Source organism: Streptomyces saintjeani, from assembly GCF_055409605.1.
Genome location: NZ_CP189624.1, coordinates 3,776,220 through 3,794,827, shown reverse-complemented (window position 1 = coordinate 3,794,827; position 18,608 = coordinate 3,776,220). Strand labels below are relative to the sequence as shown.

The following is an 18,608-nucleotide window of genomic DNA, read 5'->3' as shown; positions in this document are numbered from 1 at the left end:
GGCGCGGATGTGGGGGTTGGATGGACGGTGGTGGCCCTCGGGGGCCGGTTGTCGGTGGTGGTGGTTAGAGTTGGCTGTGTGATCCGTACGGGGAGGATGACGGGATGTTGCTGGAGGGCGGGGAGAACTCGTCGGTCGATACGACGCGGAACGCGATTCAGGCGCAGGCCGACATGGCCGCGGAGTACGCGTCGTTCACGGGTTTCCGCACGCGTATAGATGAACTGATCCGTACCCTCAAGGGCTCCTCGGCCGGCCCCACCGAACTGGCCCAGGACCAGCTCACCCGCCACCAGTTCGGCGGCGGGAACGAGGGATGGATCGAGGCGGCGGGCCTCTTCACGGCGTACGAGACGGTCATCAGCGAGCTGGAGAACCTCTCCAAGCTCCTCTCCGACTCCATGGAAGGCATGGGCATCGCCGTCCTCGCCTCCCACAAGGGCTACGAGAACATCGACCTCGACGTCCGCCAGCGGATGGCCGCGATCAGCGCGGAGACGACGAAGGAGTACGGCGGCGTCTACGACCCGGGCCAGCCGCCACAGACGGCGTCGGGCCAGCCGTCGTCCGGGAACGCCACGAAGAACGCGAAGGGCGGGGCGATCTGATGCGTGAGGCGGAGAGTTCGGGCGGTACGTTCTTCGACGGTATGAGTCATGAGCAGATGCTGGCGTGGCTGGATCAGGCGAACGCGGGTGTGGTGAGTGGTGCCGCGAGCCGGCTGGAGACGGCGGCTACGGAGATCCTGAGCATCGCCGAGGAGTTGAAGGTCCGTCCGCAGTGGGTGGCGTGGAAGGGCGAGGGTGCGGATGCCTTCCGTACCTGGGCGGCGGATCTGGCGAACGCGACGCTGCGGCTGAGTGATTTCAGCAAGGACTCCGGTACGTGGCTGACCCACGCCTCGGACGCGATCTCGCTGGCTCAGTCGTCGATCCCCCGTGACATGCCGAGCGCGACGGCGAATCTCGCTGCGGCCGAGGCGGCCCACAACGATCCCGATGCGGCGGGTATCGCCTCGAAGTCCTCCGCGGAGCTGGCGGCTTTGACCGCTGACCGGGAGAAGGTGCGGCTGGAGGCGGCGTCGCAGATGACGAAGCTGGCGCAGTCTTATTCGTGGTCGGCCACGCAGCTGAACGCGTTGGAGAGACCGAAGCTCCCACCGCCGCCCGAGGCGTTCGTGCCTACTGACGTCCAGTCCATTGATGGCGCGGTAGGCAACACCTCCAAGTCCGTTGCATCTTCCGGGGCATCCTCCACCGGAACGGTCCACACAGCCGGCAGTGCGTCTGAGGAAGGCGGTTCGGCTGTCGTTTCCCCTGCGGGGCATGTCTCGAACACTCCCGCAGTCCAGCCGCCTATCTCGGGTGAGACCTTGTCTCCGGTTCGGACGGGTATCGACTCGGTCGGTACCCTGCCGGCGCAGACTCCGGCAGAGACCCCGCGTATGCCGGTCGATTCCGGTCCGGCGAGAGGGGCGGTACCGCATTCCGGCCCTGTACCCCCGCTGTTCGGTGGCGGACAGGCCCTCCCTGTCAATAGCTCGACGCTGCCGCAGGGCCGGACGCCCGGCGGAGGCAGGGTTCCCATGCCTCCGGTCGGACAGGGGCCCGGGTCAGTTTTCGGCCGCTCTCCCGGCGTCTCCGGTGGTGGCAACGGCATCGTCGGCGGTCGCCCTGTCCTCCCTTCCGAGGGCAGGCCTACCGGGGCCATCCCCCGTGGCACGGTCGTGGGCGGGGAAAGCATGCACGCCCGAGGCCCGATGGGCCAGACGACCTCTGGCATGGCCAACCCCGTCGGCCGGACGACGGGCACACCCTCGGGCGGCCGGCCTGTCTCTCCTTCCGGTTCTGGAGGCATCGTTGGCGGGCGTCCTGCTTCCAACACCGGTGTAGTAGGCGGTGGTTCTGCCCAGCAGCAGAGGCGTTCGGGAGTACGGGTACCCGGTTCCGGAGCAGTGAGCTCCGGTGGAAGTGGAACAGGTACCCGGAACGCGATCACGGGCGGGGCGACGGCTGCGGGACGCTCCAATGAGGGGCACAGCGCGGGAGGAACTGTGTCCCGACCTTCCCAGGCGACGCCCTCGGCACAGACGAGAAGCGGAAGCAGCCGACCGTACGGTGTGACCGAGGACGAGGAAACGTGGCGCCGGAATCACCGTCCTACCGTTCCTCCGGTTGTCGACTGACGCGTTTAGGGATCAAGGAGAGCGAAGTCCATGCGCTTCATGGGTACTCGACGCAGGTCTCGTCGCGTTACCGCTGCGACGGTCCTGGGGCTGTTGTTGGCGGTCGCTGCCGCAACGCCTGCGGTGGGCGCCGAGACGATCCGCCAGCGGCAGTGGTACCTCGACCGGATGCAGGCCGAGAGCATGTGGAAGACCAGCACCGGCAAGGGCATCACGGTCGCGGTCATCGACACGGGTGTAGATCCCACTAACCCCGATCTCGTCGGACGCGTCCTCCCGGGCAAGGACTACGCCGCGGGCCAGCCTGGCAACGAACACACGAACTACGACACGTTCGGCCACGGCACCAGCATGGCCGCTTTGATCGCGGCGACCGGCGCCGACCTGGGAGGGAACGGTTCCTTCGGCCTGGCTCCCGGCGCCAAGATCCTTCCGATCCGTCTGCCCAATACCGCTGAGGCTGCCAACTTGGCCGAGGGGGACAAGCTCTTCAATGAGGCGCTGGCCCCCGCGATCCGTTATGCCGCCGATCACGACGCGAAGGTCATCAACATCTCCCAGGCCGCCCGGGGGACCACACCGGAAGTGACCGAGGCGGTCAACTACGCTCTGAAGAAGGGTTCGTTGATCTTCGCTGGTGTCGGCAACGATGCGGAGGAAGGCAACCTACTGATGTACCCGGCGGCCACGCCTGGAGTCGTCGGTGTCGCAGCGGTCGGCAAAGACCTCCGCCGAACCGCCATCTCCCAGTACGGCCCCCAGGTCGACATCGCTGCCCCCGGCGAGGACATGCTGCACGCCTGCGGAGGTAAAACCGGCCTCTGCACCACGAGCGGTACCAGTGACGCCACTGCCCTCGCCTCCGCCAGCGCCGCTCTGATCTGGTCGGTCCACCCCACCTGGACCAACAATCAGGTCCTGCGCGTCATGCTGAACACGATCGGCGGCCCGACCGACGGCGCGAAGCGCAACGACGCCATCGGCTACGGCATCGTCCGCCCCCGCATCGCCCTCCAGAACCCCGGCGACCCGGGCCCGGCGAACGTCTACCCCCTCCCCGACCTCGCGGCAGCGGAATCCCCCTCCCCGGCCCCGTCGGCGAAGGCGAGCGAACCGGCAAAGGCAGTCGCCGCGACGAAGGACGACGACGGAACCCCCTGGCTCGGCATCGGCCTCGGCGCAGCCGCCCTCGCAGCAGCCGGCGCGGCAGCAACCGTCGTAGCCCGAAAGCGCCGCACCCCACCCACCCCGCAGCACCCCCAGAACCAGCCGTACCCAGCACCCCAACAGGGCTTCGGCCCCCCACCTCAGGGTTTCGGTCCACCCCCGCCCATGCCGGGTAACGTCCCCCCGAACCAAGGCCCCGGCCCTTCCTGAACGCGTGAGGCCCACGGCCCCTCGCTGACGTCCGCCAGGACGCGATGGCCCGTCCGTGCTGCCCTCTCGCGAACCCCGAACCTGTCCTTACCTTCTACAGCCCTCACTTGCAGAGACCGGACACCCAAGTCCCTCCCAGCCCCTCCGCGTACCCGGAATCGGAAACACCTCCCCGAATACTTCACACCCGCAAGCCGATCAGCTCCAAACGCCCATCGCTGATTCTCTTACCGAGTTGCTAACTTGTACCGGAGCTCGGGGACGCGTGGCCACGTGAGTGGTGCCGTACGGAGGACAGCCGCGGCGGCGAGCCGCACACGGGGAAGGTGGCGGGCCCATGGCCTGGGACGAGTGGGAGCAGCTCAAGGCGGGCGCGCTGGAGCGACAGCACGGCTCCGGGATGCAGCTGAACGGTGTGGACAACGGCACAGGCCGGCAGGGCGACGCACCGTCGATGCCGGATTCGTACGGCGTCCTCGCGGTCTCCCAGAAAGACCTCGCCGCGATCGGCAAGTCGGCGCACACCCTCTTCGACGACCTCTGGAACAAGGCCCGCGTCTCGGTGCCGTCCAGCGACTCCGCGGCGACCGACCTCACCCAGCAGGGTTTCGCGCTCGGCGGCGCGCTCCAGCACGTGTCGAACCGCTGGGAGGCACAGCTCAAGTCCCTGATGGACGCGTGCTCGCACATCTCGAACCACATGCACGTGACGAAGAAGCTGCACGCGGGGGCCGACGACTACATCGCGCGGATGGCCAGCAGCATCAGCGTCCTGGACGCCGGTTTCGACGAACGGGTAGGCGCCCCCGGCGCCCCCAACCCCGTCTACGGCGAGCCGAAGAAGAAGGAGTGAGGAGCGGCGCACTCCCGGACGGCCCGGCCGTCCTGCCCCGCCGCCCGACCTCCTCACCCAGGAATGGCCCCTCGTGAAATTCGACGCCCTCTACCACGCCAACTTCAAACTCCTCTCCGACGCCGTCACCGACTGGGGAACGCTCGTCCAGAGCCTCGAACAGCTCCAGAAGGACGCGGAGGACGGCCTGCACAAGGCCGCCAACAAGGCCAACTGGGCCGGCGTGAACTCCCAGGTCAGCAGGGAGTTCATCGGCAAGACGGCCGGCGAGTTCGCCGACGCCCACACGCAGGCGAACAGCATCTACCGGATCCTGAACGACACCCTCGGCGAACTCAAGGGATTCCACCAGCAGTTGACGACGGCAGTGGAGGGCGCCCGCACCAAGGGCTTCACCGTCCTCCCCTCCGGCGACGGCTTCATGGTCACCCTGACGACCCGCCCCCAGGACCCCGCCGGCAAGGAACCCGACCGCACCGCGGAGATGACGGGCGTCCGCGACGACATCCAGAAGATCCTCAACCAGGCGTCCACGAGCGACAGTTCAGCAGCCACCGTCCTCAAGGCCCTCGCTGACCAGAGCGAGTTGGGCTTCTCGGGAGCCGACTACAAGGACCGGGACACCGCCGCCGCAGCCGTCAAAGAGGCCGACGACCTGGCCAGGCTGGCGAAGAAGGACCCCCACGACCTCACGGTCAAGGAGTTCGACCAGCTCAACGCGGGCTTCAAGAAGTACGGCGCCGATCCGCTGTTCGCCGAACGGTTCGCCACGAGTCTCGGGCCGCAGAAGACGCTGGAGTTCTGGTCCGGCCTCACGGACGGCCGTAACTACGACCTCGTCGACAAGCGGCGCGACCAGCTCGACGACCTCCAACGCGGGCTGAGCCTCACTCTCGCCGGTGCCTCGCAGAGCGACTCCGCCGCGATGAGCGCCTGGAAGAACGACATGACCGGCCTCGGCGCGAAGAGGATCGGCGGCGACGGCGGGCCCATGGGCTTCCAGGTCATGAGTAACCTGATGCGTGTCGGTGACTACGACGACAAGTTCCTCACCGACTACGGCAGCCGCATGATGGCCACGGAAAGGCAAATCACCGGCAACGGCGAACACCCCAACCGCTTCTGGCAGTTCGGCGGCGCCATGGGCACCGGCCAACGCCTCAACTTCCTCGGCGACGACATGGGTGCCGACCCCCTCACCGGCTACATGCGCGGCCTCGCCAACAGCCCCGACGCCGCGACCGCCTTCTTCAACGAGGACTACGTCACCAAGGACGACCCCGACAACCCCTTCGAGCGGGACTCGGACGACGAGAACGACTACAAGGGCAAGGTCGGCCTCTCCAACTTTCAGTACCTTTTCGAGGAACGAGACTGGCCCGAGGAAACAAGCCTCGAAGGCGACGACCTCCACACTGGGCAGAACTACCTGGGTATGGCCCTGGAGGCGGCGACCACAGGACACCCGGCAGGCGAGATGCCCACGCTGGACACACCGGCCCACAACGCTGAGCAGACCAAACTCTTCGAGTCCATTGTCTCGTCGATCGCAGATGAGGATAAACGCCTCACCGACCATAGCTACATGTCAGACAGCATGGGGCAGATCGCTTCCGAGTATCTTCCCGACATCAACCGCGCCATGAGCAATGTGACTCCTGATCCGGAATCGAAGGACTGGCAGGACCTTGTGAAGCGGTATCCCATCGTCGGTTCCGACGCGAAGCCGGAGGATATCGATATCCGAAAATTCCTCTTTACTGTCGGACATAATCCGGAAGGATATGCTGCGATCGAGGTCGGCCAGAAGGAATACATGGGGCGCCTCATGGATTACCATCTGAGCCCGGAGCTGAGTTCCGACCTGAGGGCTTCCAACGACCATGAATTGCTTATTAGGCAGATTAGCGAGAAGTCGGGTGAGATTTCCGGAACGGTCAGGCTTGGGATGCAGCAGGAGGTCCTAGAATCGGGCGCCAATGAGAAGAAGGATTTCGAACAGATGGTGGCGCAGAAGAAGAATTTGGCTGGCGGTCTGGTCGGAACTGCGGTTGGAGTGGGTACTTCCTTCATTGCTACGCCGTGGGTCGGTGCTGTAGTCGGCGGAGCCGCAGGAACTGCCACGAGTGTGGCACTGGAATCGGTGTTCAGTGATGCCGAAGAACACGCTATGGATAAAGCTCAGGACGAAGGTGGAGAAATTTGGCAGGAGGGGAAGCTCAGGAACCAGGAGATCACCCAGAAAGCCGCTAGGGCGGCGGCTGAAAAATACCATTTGGAGATGGATGGATCGGATGCCGCTGCTTTCGCTGGAGCGTCTACGACGCAGGGTTATCTCAACGCTCAATCCATTCTGATGGGGGCAGCCCCAGGAAGTGTGCAGATTCCCTCATGAAATCTCAAAAAGTGCACCCTGTCCGCTTTGGGGTATTTGCTTTCATGGCGCTCTCCGCCCTCCTTGTTTCAAGCTGCTCAAATTCGGGAGAGGGGCGGGACTATGCCACTCCGCGAAAACTTTGCGGAATTTTGATCAACCCTGAAGATGTCGAGCCGTTTCTGCCTGACGGAAAATCGATCACGGTTCAGGAGAGGAAGTATGAAACGACGGATCTGTGCAAGGTGATCGTCGATAACAAGGTTGTCGCGACGGCCAGCAGGGGATGGGTGGAGAAGGGGAAGGCGACTTCGTACTTCGCTGCGCTGAATACCTTGAAAACCCTCAAAGAGGTGGATGAGGGGGGGAGGTACGTATACTCGGGAAATGAAGCTTTCGGGAAGACGCGAACTTGCGTGGATACTCGATATGGTCAGGAGCTGTACGTCGGGTTCCAATTCTGGGGGGGTGGGCATAAAGATGCCGACGCGATGAGGCGCATTATTGGTGATTATGCGAATCAAGTTGAGAAATTGTCTGAGTGTACTGAGGGGGCGTTCGGGCCGGAGGCGTCACCGAGCCCTACGAGCTGATGGTGGGGGAGTGATCGGCTGAGATCTGTCGGTTGTGTGGGACTGGATCGAGGGGTTGCCTGTGTTTACGTGGTGACAGGTCGTTCCGGGAGTGTTGTCACGGAGGTGGGTGGCCATGCGCGGTGCCGCTGTGCGGCTGGTGGAGGCGCTGGAGTTGGTGATGGGTGGGGAGGTACCGGTCAGGGTTCGGGCCTGGGACGGGTCCGAGGCCGGGAAGGAGGGGGCGCCTACGCTCGTGGTGCGGAATCGGCGGGCCCTGCGGAGGCTGTTGTTCAAGCCGGGGGAGCTGGGGCTGGCCCGGGCCTGGGTGGCGGGGGACATCGATATCGAGGGCGATTTCTACCGGGCGCTGGAGTTGCTGTCGGAGGTCATCTGGGAGCGGGACGAGGACGCGCCGGGGCTGGGGCGGTTGCTGCGGCGGGGTGATGTCCGGCGGGGAGTGGCCGGGCTCGTGCGGCTCGGTGGCGTACCCCTCCCGCCCGCGCCGCCGAAGGAAGAGGCCCGGCGCGTACGGCATCTGCACACGCGGAACACGGACCGGCGGGCCATCAGCCACCACTACGACGTCGGGAACGAGTTCTACTCGCTCGTCCTCGGGCCCTCCATGGTCTACTCCTGCGCCTACTGGGACGAGAGGGTCTCCCTGGAGGACGCCCAGCGGGACAAGCTCGATCTCGTCTGCCGGAAGCTGGGGGTCCGGGAGGGGCAGCGGGTGCTCGACGTCGGGTGCGGGTGGGGGTCGTTCGCGATGCATGCCGCGCGGGAGTACGGGGCCCGGGTCGTCGGCGTGACGCTCTCGCAGGAGCAGGCCGCGCTCGCGCGCAAGCGGGTCGCCGACGCCGGGCTGACCGAGTTCGTCGAGATCCGGGTGCAGGACTACCGGGACGTGGACGACGGCCCGTACGACGCGATCTCGTCCATCGGCATGGCCGAGCACGTGGGCGCCGAGAAGTATCTGGAGTACGCCCGTCAGCTGCACCAACTCCTCGCCCCCGGCGGCAGGTTGCTCAACCATCAGATCGCGCGGCGGCCCCAGGGCGACGAGACCTCGTACCAGATCGACGCGTTCATCGACGCGTACGTCTTTCCCGACGGCGAACTCGCGCCGATCGGCACCACCGTCACGCAGTTGGAGCGCGCCGGGTTCGAGGTGCGGGACGTCGAGTCGCTCCGGGAGCACTACGCGCTGACCCTGCGGCGCTGGGTGCGGAACCTGGAGGCCGGGTGGGAACGGGCGGTGAAGCTCGCCGGGCCGGGCCGGGCGAGAGTCTGGCAGCTCTACATGGCCGCCTCCGCCCTCGCCTTCGAACGCAACCGCATAGGGGTCAACCAGGTTCTGGCGGTACGGCCTTCGGAGACCGGCGACTCCGGGCTCCGGCTACGGTCCCGGGTCTGGGCGGGCTAGCCGGAGCCGGAATAGGGGCGCGAGCCCTCGGACGCCCGCCCCCATAAAAGGAAGCGGGGCGGTCTGTCTCCACCCCCGTTCGGGAGACCGCCCCGCCCCACCTCGGCCCCCGCTACTCCGACTTGATCGCCCCCAGCATGTTCAGCCGTGCCGCGCGCCGCGCCGGCCACAGGGCCGCCAGGACGCCCACCACACCCGCGAGCGCGAGGAAGACGGCGATCCGCGCCCAGGGGAGGACGAGTTCGTACGTCGGCAGGCTCGTCCCCATCAGTTCGCCCGCCGCCCAGCCGAAGAACACCCCGAGGCCGATGCCGAGGACCCCGCCGAAGAGGGAGATGACGAGGGACTCCAGGCGGACCATCCGCTTGATGCCACGCCGGTCGAGCCCGATCGCACGGAGCATCCCGATCTCCTGGGACCGCTCGAAGACGGACATCGCGAGGGTGTTGACGACCCCGAGGACGGCGACGATGACGGCCATCGCGAGCAGCCCGTACAGCATGTTCAGCAGCAGTGTGAAGAACTGGGCGATCTGGTTGGAGATGTCCTTCTTGCTCTGGACCTGGATCCCGGGGTTCTCGCCGAGCGCCTTCACCAGGGCGGACTTCGCCTCGGACGACGTGCCCCCGTCGGCCTTGACCATGACCTTCATGTCGGTGATGTCGGTCTGGTGCGGCGCGAGCGTCGCCGTGTCGAGGAGGATGCCGCGCAGGAAGTCGTTGCCCTCGTAGACCCCGTTCACCGTGAGCCGCTGGCTCTTGCCGTCCTCGTAGTGGACGGTGAACGCCGAACCCGGCTTCCAGTCGTGCGAGTCGGCCGTGTGCTTGTCGACGACGACCTTCGTACCGCCGACCTCGAAGCGGCCCTCCGCGACCTTCGGGCTGACCAGCCCGCCGATCGTGGAGCCGTCCACCCCCGTCAGGTACTCCTGGTCGCCGTCGACCCGGGACGGTGAGTTGCGCATCGGACTGGTCGCCTCGACACCGGACGCGGTCTTGAGCCTCTTCTCCACGTCCGGAGTGAGGCTGTTGCCGTTGACCATGGAGACGACGTAGTCCGCGCGGATCGAGTCGGACGCCATCTTCTCGATCGCCTTCTGGAGGCTGCCGGCGATCACCGTCATGCCCGTGATCAGCGTGAGGCCGATCATCAGCGCGGACGCCGTGGCGGCCGTACGGCGCGGGTTGCGCACGGAGTTCTGGCGGGCCAGCTTGCCGGAGATCCCGAAGCCGCGCATCAGGGGGGCGGTGGCGGCGATCAGCGGGCGGGACAGCAGCGGGGTGAGGATGAAGACGCCGATGATCAGCAGGACCGCGCCGATCCCCATGGCCGACTGCGCGTCGGTGCCGCTCATCGTCGTCGCCGTCAGGACCGTCCCGGCGCCCGCCGCCGAGACCAGCGCGCCGAGCGTGTTGCGGACGACGAGGGAGCGCGTCGTCGCCTGCGCGTGCAGGCTGCTCATCGCGGCGACCGGCGGGATCTTCGCGGCGCGGCGGCCCGGCAGCCAGGCGGCGAGCATCGTGATGACGACGCCGACGACCAGCGCGGAGGCGATCGTGCTGGACGAGATGATCAGCGGGCCGTCCGGGATGATCGCCCCGGTCTGCTTCAGCAGCGCGCGCAGGCCCGCGCCGATGCCGATGCCCGCGACCAGGCCGGTCACCCCGGCGACCGCGCCGACCACGAACGCCTCGATCAGCACCGACCGCGTCACCTGACGCCGGGAGGCGCCGACCGCGCGCAGCAGGGCCAGCTCCTTCGTGCGCTGCGCCACCAGCATGGTGAAGGTGTTCGCGATGATGAACGTGCCGACGAACAGGGAGATCCCGGCGAAGACCAGCAGGCCCTGCTTGAGGCCGCTCATCGACGCGGAGATCATCTGCGCCTGGTCCGCGGCGAGCTGGTCGCTCGTCGTCGTCTCGACCTTGTCCGTCGGGAGCGCCTTGTCGAGGGCCGACTTCAGGGCCGTCTGCGAGACGCCGGAGGCGGCCTTGACGTCGATCTCGTCGTACGTGCCCGTCTTGCCGAAGAGCTTCTGGGCCGTCGCCGTGTCGAAGAGGGTGAGGCTGCCGCCCGCCGCGACGTTTCCGTCCTTCGTCGTGAAGATGCCGGAGATCGTCGGCGTCAGGACCGGGCCGTCGACCGAGATGCGGACGGTGTCGCCGACCTGGTAGCCGGCGCGCTTGGCGGTACCGGCGTCCATCGCGATCTCGTCGGCGCCCTGGGGGGCCTTCCCGCTGGTCAGCGGGTAGCGGGTGTCCTCGTCGCCCCAGTAGTTGGCGCCCTGGGAGGAGAAGCCGTTGCCGATCAGGTCGCCGTCCTTGCCGGCGATCGCGGTGAAGCCGGTCACCACGCCGGTCGCGGACGCGGCGCCCTTGACGGAGGCGGCCCGCTTCAGCAGGGCGTCCGTCAGCTCGGGGTCCTTGGCGACCCGGTTGTCCGTGGCCTTCTGGGCCCGGGGCTGTACGGCGACGTCGACCTGGTCGAAGCCCTTCGCGGAGCTGTTCTCCAGGGCGTTGGACAGGGTGTTCGTGAACACCAGGGTCCCCGAGACGAAGGCGACGCCGAGCATGACCGCGAGGACGGTCATCAGGAGGCGGGCCTTGTGCGCGAGGACGTTGCGCAGGGCGGTGCGGAACATCAGCTCGTACGGCCCTTCGCGTCGAACTGCTTCATCAGGTCGAGGACCGCGTCGGCCGTCGGGCCGTACACCTCGTCGACCACCCGGCCGTCCGCCAGGAAGATCACGCGGTCCGCGTACGACGCGGCGACCGGGTCGTGCGTCACCATCACGACCGTCTGGCCCAGCTCCCGGACGGAGTTGCGCAGGAAGCCGAGGACCTCCGCGCCCGAGCGGGAGTCGAGGTTTCCGGTCGGCTCGTCGCCGAAGACGATGTCCGGGCGGGAGGCCAGCGCCCTGGCCACGGCGACGCGTTGCTGCTGGCCGCCGGAGAGCTGGGACGGGCGGTGGCTGAGACGGTCCGACAGACCGACCATCGCGATGACCGATTCCAGCCACTGCTTGTCGGGCTTTCGGCCTGCGATGTCCATCGGCAGCGTGATGTTCTCCAGCGCCGTCAGGGTCGGCAGCAGGTTGAACGCCTGGAAGATGAAGCCGATCTTGTCGCGGCGCAGTTTCGTGAGCTGCTTGTCCTTCAGCGAGCCCAGCTCCGTCTCGCCGATGCGGACCGAGCCGGAGGAGAAGGTGTCGAGTCCGGCTACGCAGTGCATGAGCGTCGACTTGCCGGAGCCCGAGGGGCCCATGATCGCGGTGAACTGGGCCTGGTGGAAGTCGACGGAGACCTGATCCAGGGCGACCACCCGGGTTTCGCCCTGTCCGTAGATCTTCGAGAGATCCGTGGCTCGGGCGGCCACGGCGGCGGTCGGCCGAGCTGCGAGGGGAGTGGTGGTCACGGAAGTCGCTCCTGAGGACGGGGTCGGGACTCGTCCATCGTCGGCGGAGCACCTCGTGGTTGTAGTCACTCCTCGGTTCTGCTTTCCGCACCAGACTCCGGAGTGACACGCGGCGGTCTTGTCATACCTGGGTATGACCACCGACCCTGACACCGGAGGTGACGGTGAGAACACGGTGTGCGGCGGGAAGCGTTTGTCGAGAACCGGTGGAGCGCCCTCGTTCAGACGGTGAAATTCCGTCATTCCGCGTACACGCGCGGTGATCGCCGGTAAGGCTACTGGCAAGTGCGGATGGCCTGTTCCATGGTCTGATGCTCCCTCAGACATCAATAAAATAAGACAACATCGGTTCCCCCGGCCGCTGTTGGGGAGGGGCGTCCCGATAGGCTCGGGGCGCGACGACGCGGAGCCCTTGGCCAGCCCAGATGGTGGAATGCAGACACGGCGAGCTTAAACCTCGCTGCCCCGAAGCGGGCGTGCCGGTTCAAGTCCGGCTCTGGGCACCTCCGCTCCCGTCGTCGGCCGCGCGGTCCCACTTGGTTGACTGCGCCGTCCATCAAGGCGTTGGCCTCACCCCCGTGAACCGTTGACACTGCCTGAACGCGGGCGCAGACTCATGGCCAGAAATTGGTGAAGAAAACTTCACTGTGCGAACGGATTTGAGTGAAGGGAACGCTCGATGCGCACCACCGTCGGCATCATCGGAGCCGGACCCGCCGGACTCCTCCTCGCACGGCTGCTGCGCGTCGCCGGCATCGACTCCGTAGTACTGGAGAGCCACGACCGGGAGTACGTCGAGCACCGCCAGCGCGCCGGGATCCTGGAACAGGGGACCGTCGACGTCCTGCGCGCGGCCGGTGCGGCGGAGCGGCTCGACCGGGAAGGTCTGCGGCACGACGGCATCGAGCTGCGGTACGACCGCCGTCGGCACCGCGTCGACTTCCCCGCGCTCACCGGCGGACGGTCCGTCACCGTCTACGCCCAGACCGAGGTCTGCAAGGACTTGATCGCCCTTCAACTCGACGGCGGGGGGCCGCTGTTGTTCGAGGCGGAGGCGATCGCCGTGGACGACGTGGAGGGGGCGCGGCCCCGCGTGCGGTTCCGGCGCGGGGGTGTCGAGGAGACGCTGGAGTGCGAGTACGTCGTCGGCTGCGACGGGTTCTGGGGTATCGCCCGGCAGCTCATACCTGAGAGCTACGCCCGGGTCTTCGAGCGGACGTATCCGTACGCCTGGCTCGGCATCCTCGCCGACGTACCCCCCTCGCACGACGAACTCGTCTACGCCCGCCACGAACGCGGCTTCGCGCTCCTGTCCATGCGGTCGCCGTCCGTCTCCCGCCTCTACCTCCAGGTGCCGGCGGGTACGGACGCGGAGAGCTGGGCCGACGACGCGATCTGGGACGAGCTCGACCGGCGCCTCGAAACGGACGACGACTGGGTTCTCCGGCGTGGTCCCATCACCCAGAAGTCCGTCACCCCCATGCGGTCCTACGTCCACGAACCCATGCGGTACGGCCGTCTCTTCCTCGCCGGTGACGCCGCGCACATAGTTCCGCCGACCGGTGCGAAGGGGCTCAACCTCGCGGTCGGCGACGTCGTCACCCTCGCCCGGGCGCTCGCCCACGAGCAGTCGACCGGTTCCCCCGAACTCCTCGACACGTACTCCGCCGACTGCCTCCATCGCGTCTGGCAGGCCGAACGCTTCTCGTACGACATGACGACGATGCTCCACCGGGGGCCGGACACGGACCCCTTCGAGGACCGCCTCCAACTGGCTCGGCTGGAGCGGATCACCGAGTCCACCCCGGCGGAGGCTGAGCTGGCGGAGGGGTACACGGGGTTCCCGTACTGAGGGGTGACTCGGGCGGGGGCTACCTGAGAGGGAGGGACGGGCTGCGGGGCCAGGGAGGATGCCGGGGCGGGGCGTCTCAGGGCGGCGGCCGGAGGGGGACGCCGGGTGGTGGGGAGGTATGTGTGTACTGGTCGGATAAGCGGATGGTCTCCCCCCGGTTCCGGACGTGTCGCGACTTGGTCATGAAGGGAGGGCGGGAGGTCGGGGAATCAAGGAACCGCGTAGCGTGTTGGCGCAAGCACGGTGAAGAAAGATCCTCCTCAAGCACTAGGGTCATTTCTTTGCCGTTCTATTACTCTTGAGGCCAAGGCCGCGCCAGGTGGCCCATGGAGGAGTGAAATGAGGAGCAGAAACCCGGTCTTCTCGCGACGGGGCTTCAGCCGCGACAACGGCTACGCGGGCTTCAACGCCACGCCGCAGGCCGGGGGACCCGCTGTCGCCACGCAGGCGAACCCGTATGCCCAGCAGGCGGGTAACCCCTACGCGACGAACCCGTACGCCCAGCAGACCCAGCAAGGCGCCCCGCCGCAGGCCGCGTCCGGAGCGATGACGATCGACGACGTCGTCTCGCGTACGGCGATGACGCTCGGCACGGTCATCGTGACCGCGGTCCTCGCGTGGCTCCTGCTGCCGGTCGACGAGGCCAACCTCAACAAGTCGTACGGCATCGCCATCGGCGCCGGTCTGATCGCGATGGTGCTGGCGCTCGTCCAGTCCTTCAAGCAGCGTCCGGCCCCCGCGCTGATCCTGGCGTACGCCGCCTTCGAGGGCGTCTTCCTCGGCGTCATCTCGGCGACGGTGTCGACGTACATCTCGGCGGGTGTCGTCACCCAGGCCGTGCTCGGCACGATGGCCGTCTCGGCCGGTGTCCTCGTCGCCTACAAGGCCGGCTGGATCCGCGTCAACCGGCGCTTCTACGGCTTCGTGATGGCCGCCGCGCTCGGCTTCGTGCTGCTGATGGCGATCAACCTGCTGTTCTCCGTCTTCGGCGGCGGTGACGGCCTCGGCTTCCGCAGCGGCGGCCTCGGCATCGTCTTCGGCATCATCGGCATCCTGCTCGGCGCGTGCTTCCTCGCGCTGGACTTCAAGCAGGTCGAGGACGGGATCGCGTACGGCGCGCCCCGCGAGGAGGCGTGGCTCGCGGCGTTCGGGCTCACGATGACCCTCGTCTGGATCTACATGGAGTTCCTGCGGCTCCTGGCGATCCTCCAGGGCGGGGACGACTAGTCCTGGGGTAGTCGGCAGGTAGTACCTGAGAGGGACCCCGCGGAGCGATCCGCGGGGTCCCTTCGTACGTGGGCGCGTGGCTACCGGAGTTTGCGCGCGGCCCTCCTCAGGTCGTACTCATGGATGAGGGCTTTCGCGTGGCCGTACGCCAGGTTGTGTTCGTGGCGCAGCCAGCTGACCTTCTCCTCGAAGCGGAGAGCGGGGCCTTCGTCTACGGTGCGCAGCCAGTCGGCTATTTCACGACCGGTGCAGTGGGGGATGCGGGCGAGCAGGTTGCGATGGGTCTCCTCGGAGAAGACTTGGGACATCGGCGCCTCCGGGGCGTTCGGGTGTAAGCCGGTCCTTCAGGTCACCGTGCCTGAGGGTTCGCCTGTTGGCAACAGTCCCGTCCCGGGGGAGTGGCGGGGAGGCGTGGCGTAGGCTCGCCGCGTGGTGGATACGACGCCGTTGTTGCGTGCGGTTGATTTGTTTGCGGATCGGCTCCGGGCGGCGCCGCAGAGCCGGCTCCAGCGGGGCGCTGCCGCTGAGGCTCTGCGGTTGGGGCAGGAGTTGGCCTCGTGGGCGCAGGCTGTTGAGGAGCCGGGGGTCGAGGCTCGGGTGATGCCTGATGCGGGGATGTTCGCTGTTGCCGATCAGATCACTGTTGCGGCTCATGATCTGGCGGTGGTTCTGAAGAGTGCGGATGAGGTGAGTGAGGCGGTGCGGGTGGTGGAGGAGGCGCGGAAGAAGGCGGGGGTCTGAGGTTCGTTCGCGGCTGTCCCGCCGTGGGGGCCGGTCGCGCAGTTCCCCGCGCCCCTAAAGACGACGGTCACCGCCTGTTGAAAAGCGACGGTCGCCGTCTGCTGAGAAGCGACGGTCACGGTCCGTCTTTCAGAGGCGCGGAACTGCGTCAATTTGCGGCTCCGCTGCGGGACGCGAGCAACCACCACGTACCCGCAGCCGCACCCCCCGCCCCCTCACAAGCTCGCTATCACCCTGTCCGCCAAGATGTACACCGTCTCCTCCCCGCACTCGAACGTCAGCGTGTACGCCCCCGAGATCCCCGAGCCGCCCAGCAGGATCGGCGCGTGGCCGGCGGTCAGGGCCGATGCCAGGCGTTCCGCTGTTTCCCTGTGGCCCGGCGTCATGCAGAGGGTCGTGCCGTCGGCGAAGACGTAGACGTCCAGCGTGCCCAGCGGGCCGGGGCGGACGTCGGTCAGTTCGACGCGCGCCGCAGCCAGCTCCTCCAGCGTGCTCACCGTCCGCTCGTGGTCCCCCATGACCGGGGACTGGACCGGCACGAAGTCGGGGTGGGACGGGTGCCGGCGTCGGGCGGCGGCGAGTTCGGGGGAGTCGCCCGCGGTCAACTCGTCCGCGTCGGCGGGGAGTTCACCCACCGGCTCCAGGCCCAGCGGCTCGAAGCCGACGAAGTCGCTCTGCCGGGGAAGGAACAGCTCGCTGTCGGGCAGCCCGAGCAGTGACGGCGCGTCGGAGACGTCACGCGCCTCCTGCGCGGCCCAGAACGCGCGCGCCTCGGCCAGCTCACGCTCCCGCTCCTCCGCGAGCGCCTCGGCGACAGCCGCGCGTATCCCGTCGGTGTCGGAGCTGCGCGCGGCGGGTACGAGACCATGCGCGAGGGCGGCGTGGTCGTCCGCGAGCTGGAGGCTCAGCTCCTTCACCTGGCGGCGCAGCGCCAGCAGGGTGCGCAGGACGGCGACACCCACGGCACCGGTGGCGGCCGTGGTGACCAGCAGGGCGATCGGCAAGGCGCTCACTGACGTACTCCCGGTTCAAAGTCGACCCCCGACTTCCTACCTCAGCTTGGCGGGCGGACTCTCCCACTGTCAGTGCGTAACGTCACGAAACGGACAGGACTTTGGGCCCGGGGAGGGTGGGTGGAACGGCCCTGAGCTGGGGAATTGCGGCGGCCAGGGAGATAGGTCACATCCTGGGTGAGATTGGATCACAAATCGGCCCGGAGTTCGGGGGAATCCCATACTCCGGGCCGACTACTACGTCAAGTGTCAATTCGACTACGTACGGCGTTCGTCCGAGCTGTCCGAGGGCTACCTGAGAGCTACCCGGGGACTACCCACGGAGTACTCAGCTGAGCCGCTCGACGACCATCGCCATGCCCTGCCCGCCACCCACGCACATCGTCTCCAGACCGAACTGCTTGTCGTGGAACTGGAGGGAGTTGATCAGCGTGCCCGTGATCCGCGCGCCGGTCATCCCGAAGGGGTGCCCCACGGCGATGGCGCCGCCGTTGACGTTCAGCCGGTCCAGGTCGATGCCGAGGTCGCGGTAGGAGGGGATCACCTGCGCCGCGAACGCCTCGTTGATCTCGACGAGGTCGATGTCGCCGATGCCGAGCCCCGCGCGCTTCAGCGCCTGCTTGCTCGCCTCGACCGGGCCCAGGCCCATGATCTCGGGGGAGAGGCCGGAGACGCCGGTGGAGACGATCCGGGCGAGCGGGGTGAGGCCCAGCTCGCGCGCCTTCGTGTCGGACATGATGACGACCGCCGCCGCGCCGTCGTTCAGGGGGCAGCAGTTGCCCGCCGTCACCAGGCCGTCGGGGCGGAACACCGGCTTCAGGCCCTCCACGCCCTCCAGCGTCACGCCCGCGCGCGGGCCGTCGTCCTTCGACACGACCGTGCCGTCCGGCAGCGTCACCGGCGTGATCTCGCGCTCCCAGAAGCCGTTCTTGAGCGCTTCCTCGGCGAGGTTCTGCGAGCGGACGCCGAACTCGTCCATGTCCCGGCGGGTCACGCCCTTCACGCGCGCCAGGTTCTCGGCCGTCTGACCCATCGCGATGTACGGGTCCGGTACGAGGCCGTCCTCACGCGGGTCGTGCCACGTCGAGCCCGTCGACTGCGCGACCTCCGCCGTACGCGCCTGCGCCTCGGCGAACAGCGGGTTGGTCGTGTCCGGGAGGCCGTCCGAGCTGCCCTTCCGGTACCGGGACACCATCTCGACGCCGGCCGAGATGAAGACGTCGCCCTCGCCCGCCTTGATCGCGTGCAGCGCCATGCGGCTCGTCTGGAGCGACGACGAACAGTAACGGGTGACCGTGCAGCCCGGGAGGTGGTCCATGCCCATCTGTACGGCGACGATGCGGCCCAGGTTGTAGCCCTGCTCGCCGCCGGGCAGGCCGCAGCCCAGCATCAGGTCGTCGATGTCGTGCGGGTCCAGCTCGGGGATCTTCGCGAGCGCGGCCTGGATGATCGTCGCGGTGAGGTCGTCCGGGCGGAGGTCCTTGAGGGAGCCCTTGTTGGCGCGGCCGATGGGGGAGCGGGCGGTCGAGACGATCACGGCTTCGGGCATCACGGCTCCATTGACGTTCACGGAT

At 67.5% G+C, this 18,608-nt stretch carries 15 protein-coding genes and 1 tRNA gene; 10 read left to right on the top strand and 6 right to left on the bottom strand.

Annotated elements, in window-relative coordinates; translation table 11 throughout:
• Nucleotides 1–104 precede the first annotated feature (104 nt).
• Nucleotides 105–608, top strand: coding sequence for a hypothetical protein (locus ACQCO7_RS17040; RefSeq protein WP_464072634.1), 504 nt, complete (start codon nucleotides 105–107; stop codon nucleotides 606–608).
• Nucleotides 609–681: 73 nt separating this feature from the next.
• Here ACQCO7_RS17040 and ACQCO7_RS17035 read toward each other — a convergent pair whose 3' ends face one another.
• Entirely contained in the window at nucleotides 682–873 is a 192-nt protein-coding gene (locus ACQCO7_RS17035; protein ID WP_464072633.1) for a hypothetical protein, read from the bottom strand.
• Nucleotides 874–2,215: 1,342 nt separating this feature from the next.
• On the opposite strand from ACQCO7_RS17035, the gene mycP reads away from it, so the two are divergent.
• From mycP to ACQCO7_RS17010, 5 genes are all read left to right on the top strand, one after another.
• Complete coding sequence (gene mycP, locus ACQCO7_RS17030; protein ID WP_464072632.1) at nucleotides 2,216–3,562, top strand: type VII secretion-associated serine protease mycosin; 1,347 nt, start codon at nucleotides 2,216–2,218, stop codon at nucleotides 3,560–3,562.
• 337 nt (nucleotides 3,563–3,899) lie between these two features.
• A complete protein-coding gene (locus ACQCO7_RS17025) occupies nucleotides 3,900–4,415 on the top strand; it encodes a hypothetical protein (RefSeq protein ID WP_464072631.1) in 516 nt (171 codons plus the stop codon).
• A gap of 73 nt (nucleotides 4,416–4,488) precedes the next feature.
• Nucleotides 4,489–6,810, top strand: coding sequence for a hypothetical protein (locus tag ACQCO7_RS17020; protein WP_464072630.1), 2,322 nt, complete (start codon nucleotides 4,489–4,491; stop codon nucleotides 6,808–6,810).
• A 44-nt stretch (nucleotides 6,811–6,854) separates the two neighbouring features.
• Nucleotides 6,855–7,382, top strand: a complete 528-nt coding sequence (locus ACQCO7_RS17015; RefSeq protein WP_464072629.1) for a hypothetical protein — start codon at nucleotides 6,855–6,857, stop codon at nucleotides 7,380–7,382.
• Nucleotides 7,383–7,497: 115 nt separating this feature from the next.
• Nucleotides 7,498–8,787 carry a class I SAM-dependent methyltransferase gene (locus tag ACQCO7_RS17010; protein WP_464072628.1) on the top strand — a complete coding sequence of 430 codons (1,290 nt, stop codon included), beginning with the start codon at nucleotides 7,498–7,500 and terminating at the stop codon, nucleotides 8,785–8,787.
• Between the two features lie 112 nt (nucleotides 8,788–8,899).
• Here ACQCO7_RS17010 and ACQCO7_RS17005 read toward each other — a convergent pair whose 3' ends face one another.
• Together ACQCO7_RS17005 and ACQCO7_RS17000 are read right to left on the bottom strand one after the other, a co-directional pair.
• Nucleotides 8,900–11,428, bottom strand: a complete 2,529-nt coding sequence (locus ACQCO7_RS17005; protein ID WP_464072627.1) for an ABC transporter permease — start codon at nucleotides 11,426–11,428, stop codon at nucleotides 8,900–8,902.
• Nucleotides 11,428–12,201, bottom strand: coding sequence for an ABC transporter ATP-binding protein (locus ACQCO7_RS17000; protein ID WP_464072626.1), 774 nt, complete (start codon nucleotides 12,199–12,201; stop codon nucleotides 11,428–11,430). Before ACQCO7_RS17000 ends, ACQCO7_RS17005 begins: the two co-directional genes overlap by 1 nt.
• 419 nt (nucleotides 12,202–12,620) lie before the next feature.
• On the opposite strand from ACQCO7_RS17000, the gene ACQCO7_RS16995 reads away from it, so the two are divergent.
• The 3 genes from ACQCO7_RS16995 (at nucleotide 12,621) to ACQCO7_RS16985 (ending at nucleotide 15,280) form a co-directional block, all read left to right on the top strand.
• A tRNA-Leu gene (locus ACQCO7_RS16995) sits at nucleotides 12,621–12,704 on the top strand.
• A 176-nt stretch (nucleotides 12,705–12,880) separates the two neighbouring features.
• Nucleotides 12,881–14,053 (top strand): 4-hydroxybenzoate 3-monooxygenase, encoded by a 1,173-nt coding sequence (locus tag ACQCO7_RS16990; protein WP_464072625.1) that lies wholly within the window; start codon nucleotides 12,881–12,883, stop codon nucleotides 14,051–14,053.
• A 339-nt stretch (nucleotides 14,054–14,392) separates the two neighbouring features.
• Nucleotides 14,393–15,280 (top strand): Bax inhibitor-1/YccA family protein, encoded by an 888-nt coding sequence (locus tag ACQCO7_RS16985; protein ID WP_464072624.1) that lies wholly within the window; start codon nucleotides 14,393–14,395, stop codon nucleotides 15,278–15,280.
• Nucleotides 15,281–15,360: 80 nt separating this feature from the next.
• Here ACQCO7_RS16985 and ACQCO7_RS16980 read toward each other — a convergent pair whose 3' ends face one another.
• A complete protein-coding gene (locus tag ACQCO7_RS16980; protein WP_010352317.1) occupies nucleotides 15,361–15,588 on the bottom strand; it encodes a DUF4287 domain-containing protein in 228 nt (75 codons plus the stop codon).
• Nucleotides 15,589–15,709: 121 nt separating this feature from the next.
• On the opposite strand from ACQCO7_RS16980, the gene ACQCO7_RS16975 reads away from it, so the two are divergent.
• A complete protein-coding gene (locus ACQCO7_RS16975) occupies nucleotides 15,710–16,021 on the top strand; it encodes a hypothetical protein (RefSeq protein WP_409115029.1) in 312 nt (103 codons plus the stop codon).
• Between the two features lie 215 nt (nucleotides 16,022–16,236).
• Here the strand turns inward: ACQCO7_RS16975 and ACQCO7_RS16970 are convergent, their stop codons facing one another.
• Both ACQCO7_RS16970 and ACQCO7_RS16965 read right to left on the bottom strand, forming a co-directional pair.
• A complete protein-coding gene (locus tag ACQCO7_RS16970; protein WP_464072623.1) occupies nucleotides 16,237–17,034 on the bottom strand; it encodes a hypothetical protein in 798 nt (265 codons plus the stop codon).
• Between the two features lie 328 nt (nucleotides 17,035–17,362).
• Complete coding sequence (locus ACQCO7_RS16965; RefSeq protein WP_464072622.1) at nucleotides 17,363–18,583, bottom strand: acetyl-CoA C-acetyltransferase; 1,221 nt, start codon at nucleotides 18,581–18,583, stop codon at nucleotides 17,363–17,365.
• Nucleotides 18,584–18,608: the final 25 nt, after the last annotated feature.

Bases quoted from the DNA above. Each gene is read 5' to 3' on its own strand.
- ACQCO7_RS17025 (WP_464072631.1), top strand. From the start codon at position 3,900: ATGGCCTGGGACGAGTGGGAGCAGCTCAAGGCGGGCGCGCTGGAGCGA.
- mycP (WP_464072632.1), top strand. From the start codon at position 2,216: ATGCGCTTCATGGGTACTCGACGCAGGTCTCGTCGCGTTACCGCTGCG.
- ACQCO7_RS16980 (WP_010352317.1), bottom strand. From the start codon at position 15,588: ATGTCCCAAGTCTTCTCCGAGGAGACCCATCGCAACCTGCTCGCCCGC.
- ACQCO7_RS16990 (WP_464072625.1), top strand. From the start codon at position 12,881: ATGCGCACCACCGTCGGCATCATCGGAGCCGGACCCGCCGGACTCCTC.
- ACQCO7_RS16965 (WP_464072622.1), bottom strand. From the start codon at position 18,583: ATGCCCGAAGCCGTGATCGTCTCGACCGCCCGCTCCCCCATCGGCCGC.
- ACQCO7_RS16985 (WP_464072624.1), top strand. From the start codon at position 14,393: ATGAGGAGCAGAAACCCGGTCTTCTCGCGACGGGGCTTCAGCCGCGAC.
- ACQCO7_RS17010 (WP_464072628.1), top strand. From the start codon at position 7,498: ATGCGCGGTGCCGCTGTGCGGCTGGTGGAGGCGCTGGAGTTGGTGATG.
- ACQCO7_RS17015 (WP_464072629.1), top strand. From the start codon at position 6,855: ATGGCGCTCTCCGCCCTCCTTGTTTCAAGCTGCTCAAATTCGGGAGAG.
- ACQCO7_RS17040 (WP_464072634.1), top strand. From the start codon at position 105: ATGTTGCTGGAGGGCGGGGAGAACTCGTCGGTCGATACGACGCGGAAC.
- ACQCO7_RS17005 (WP_464072627.1), bottom strand. From the start codon at position 11,428: ATGTTCCGCACCGCCCTGCGCAACGTCCTCGCGCACAAGGCCCGCCTC.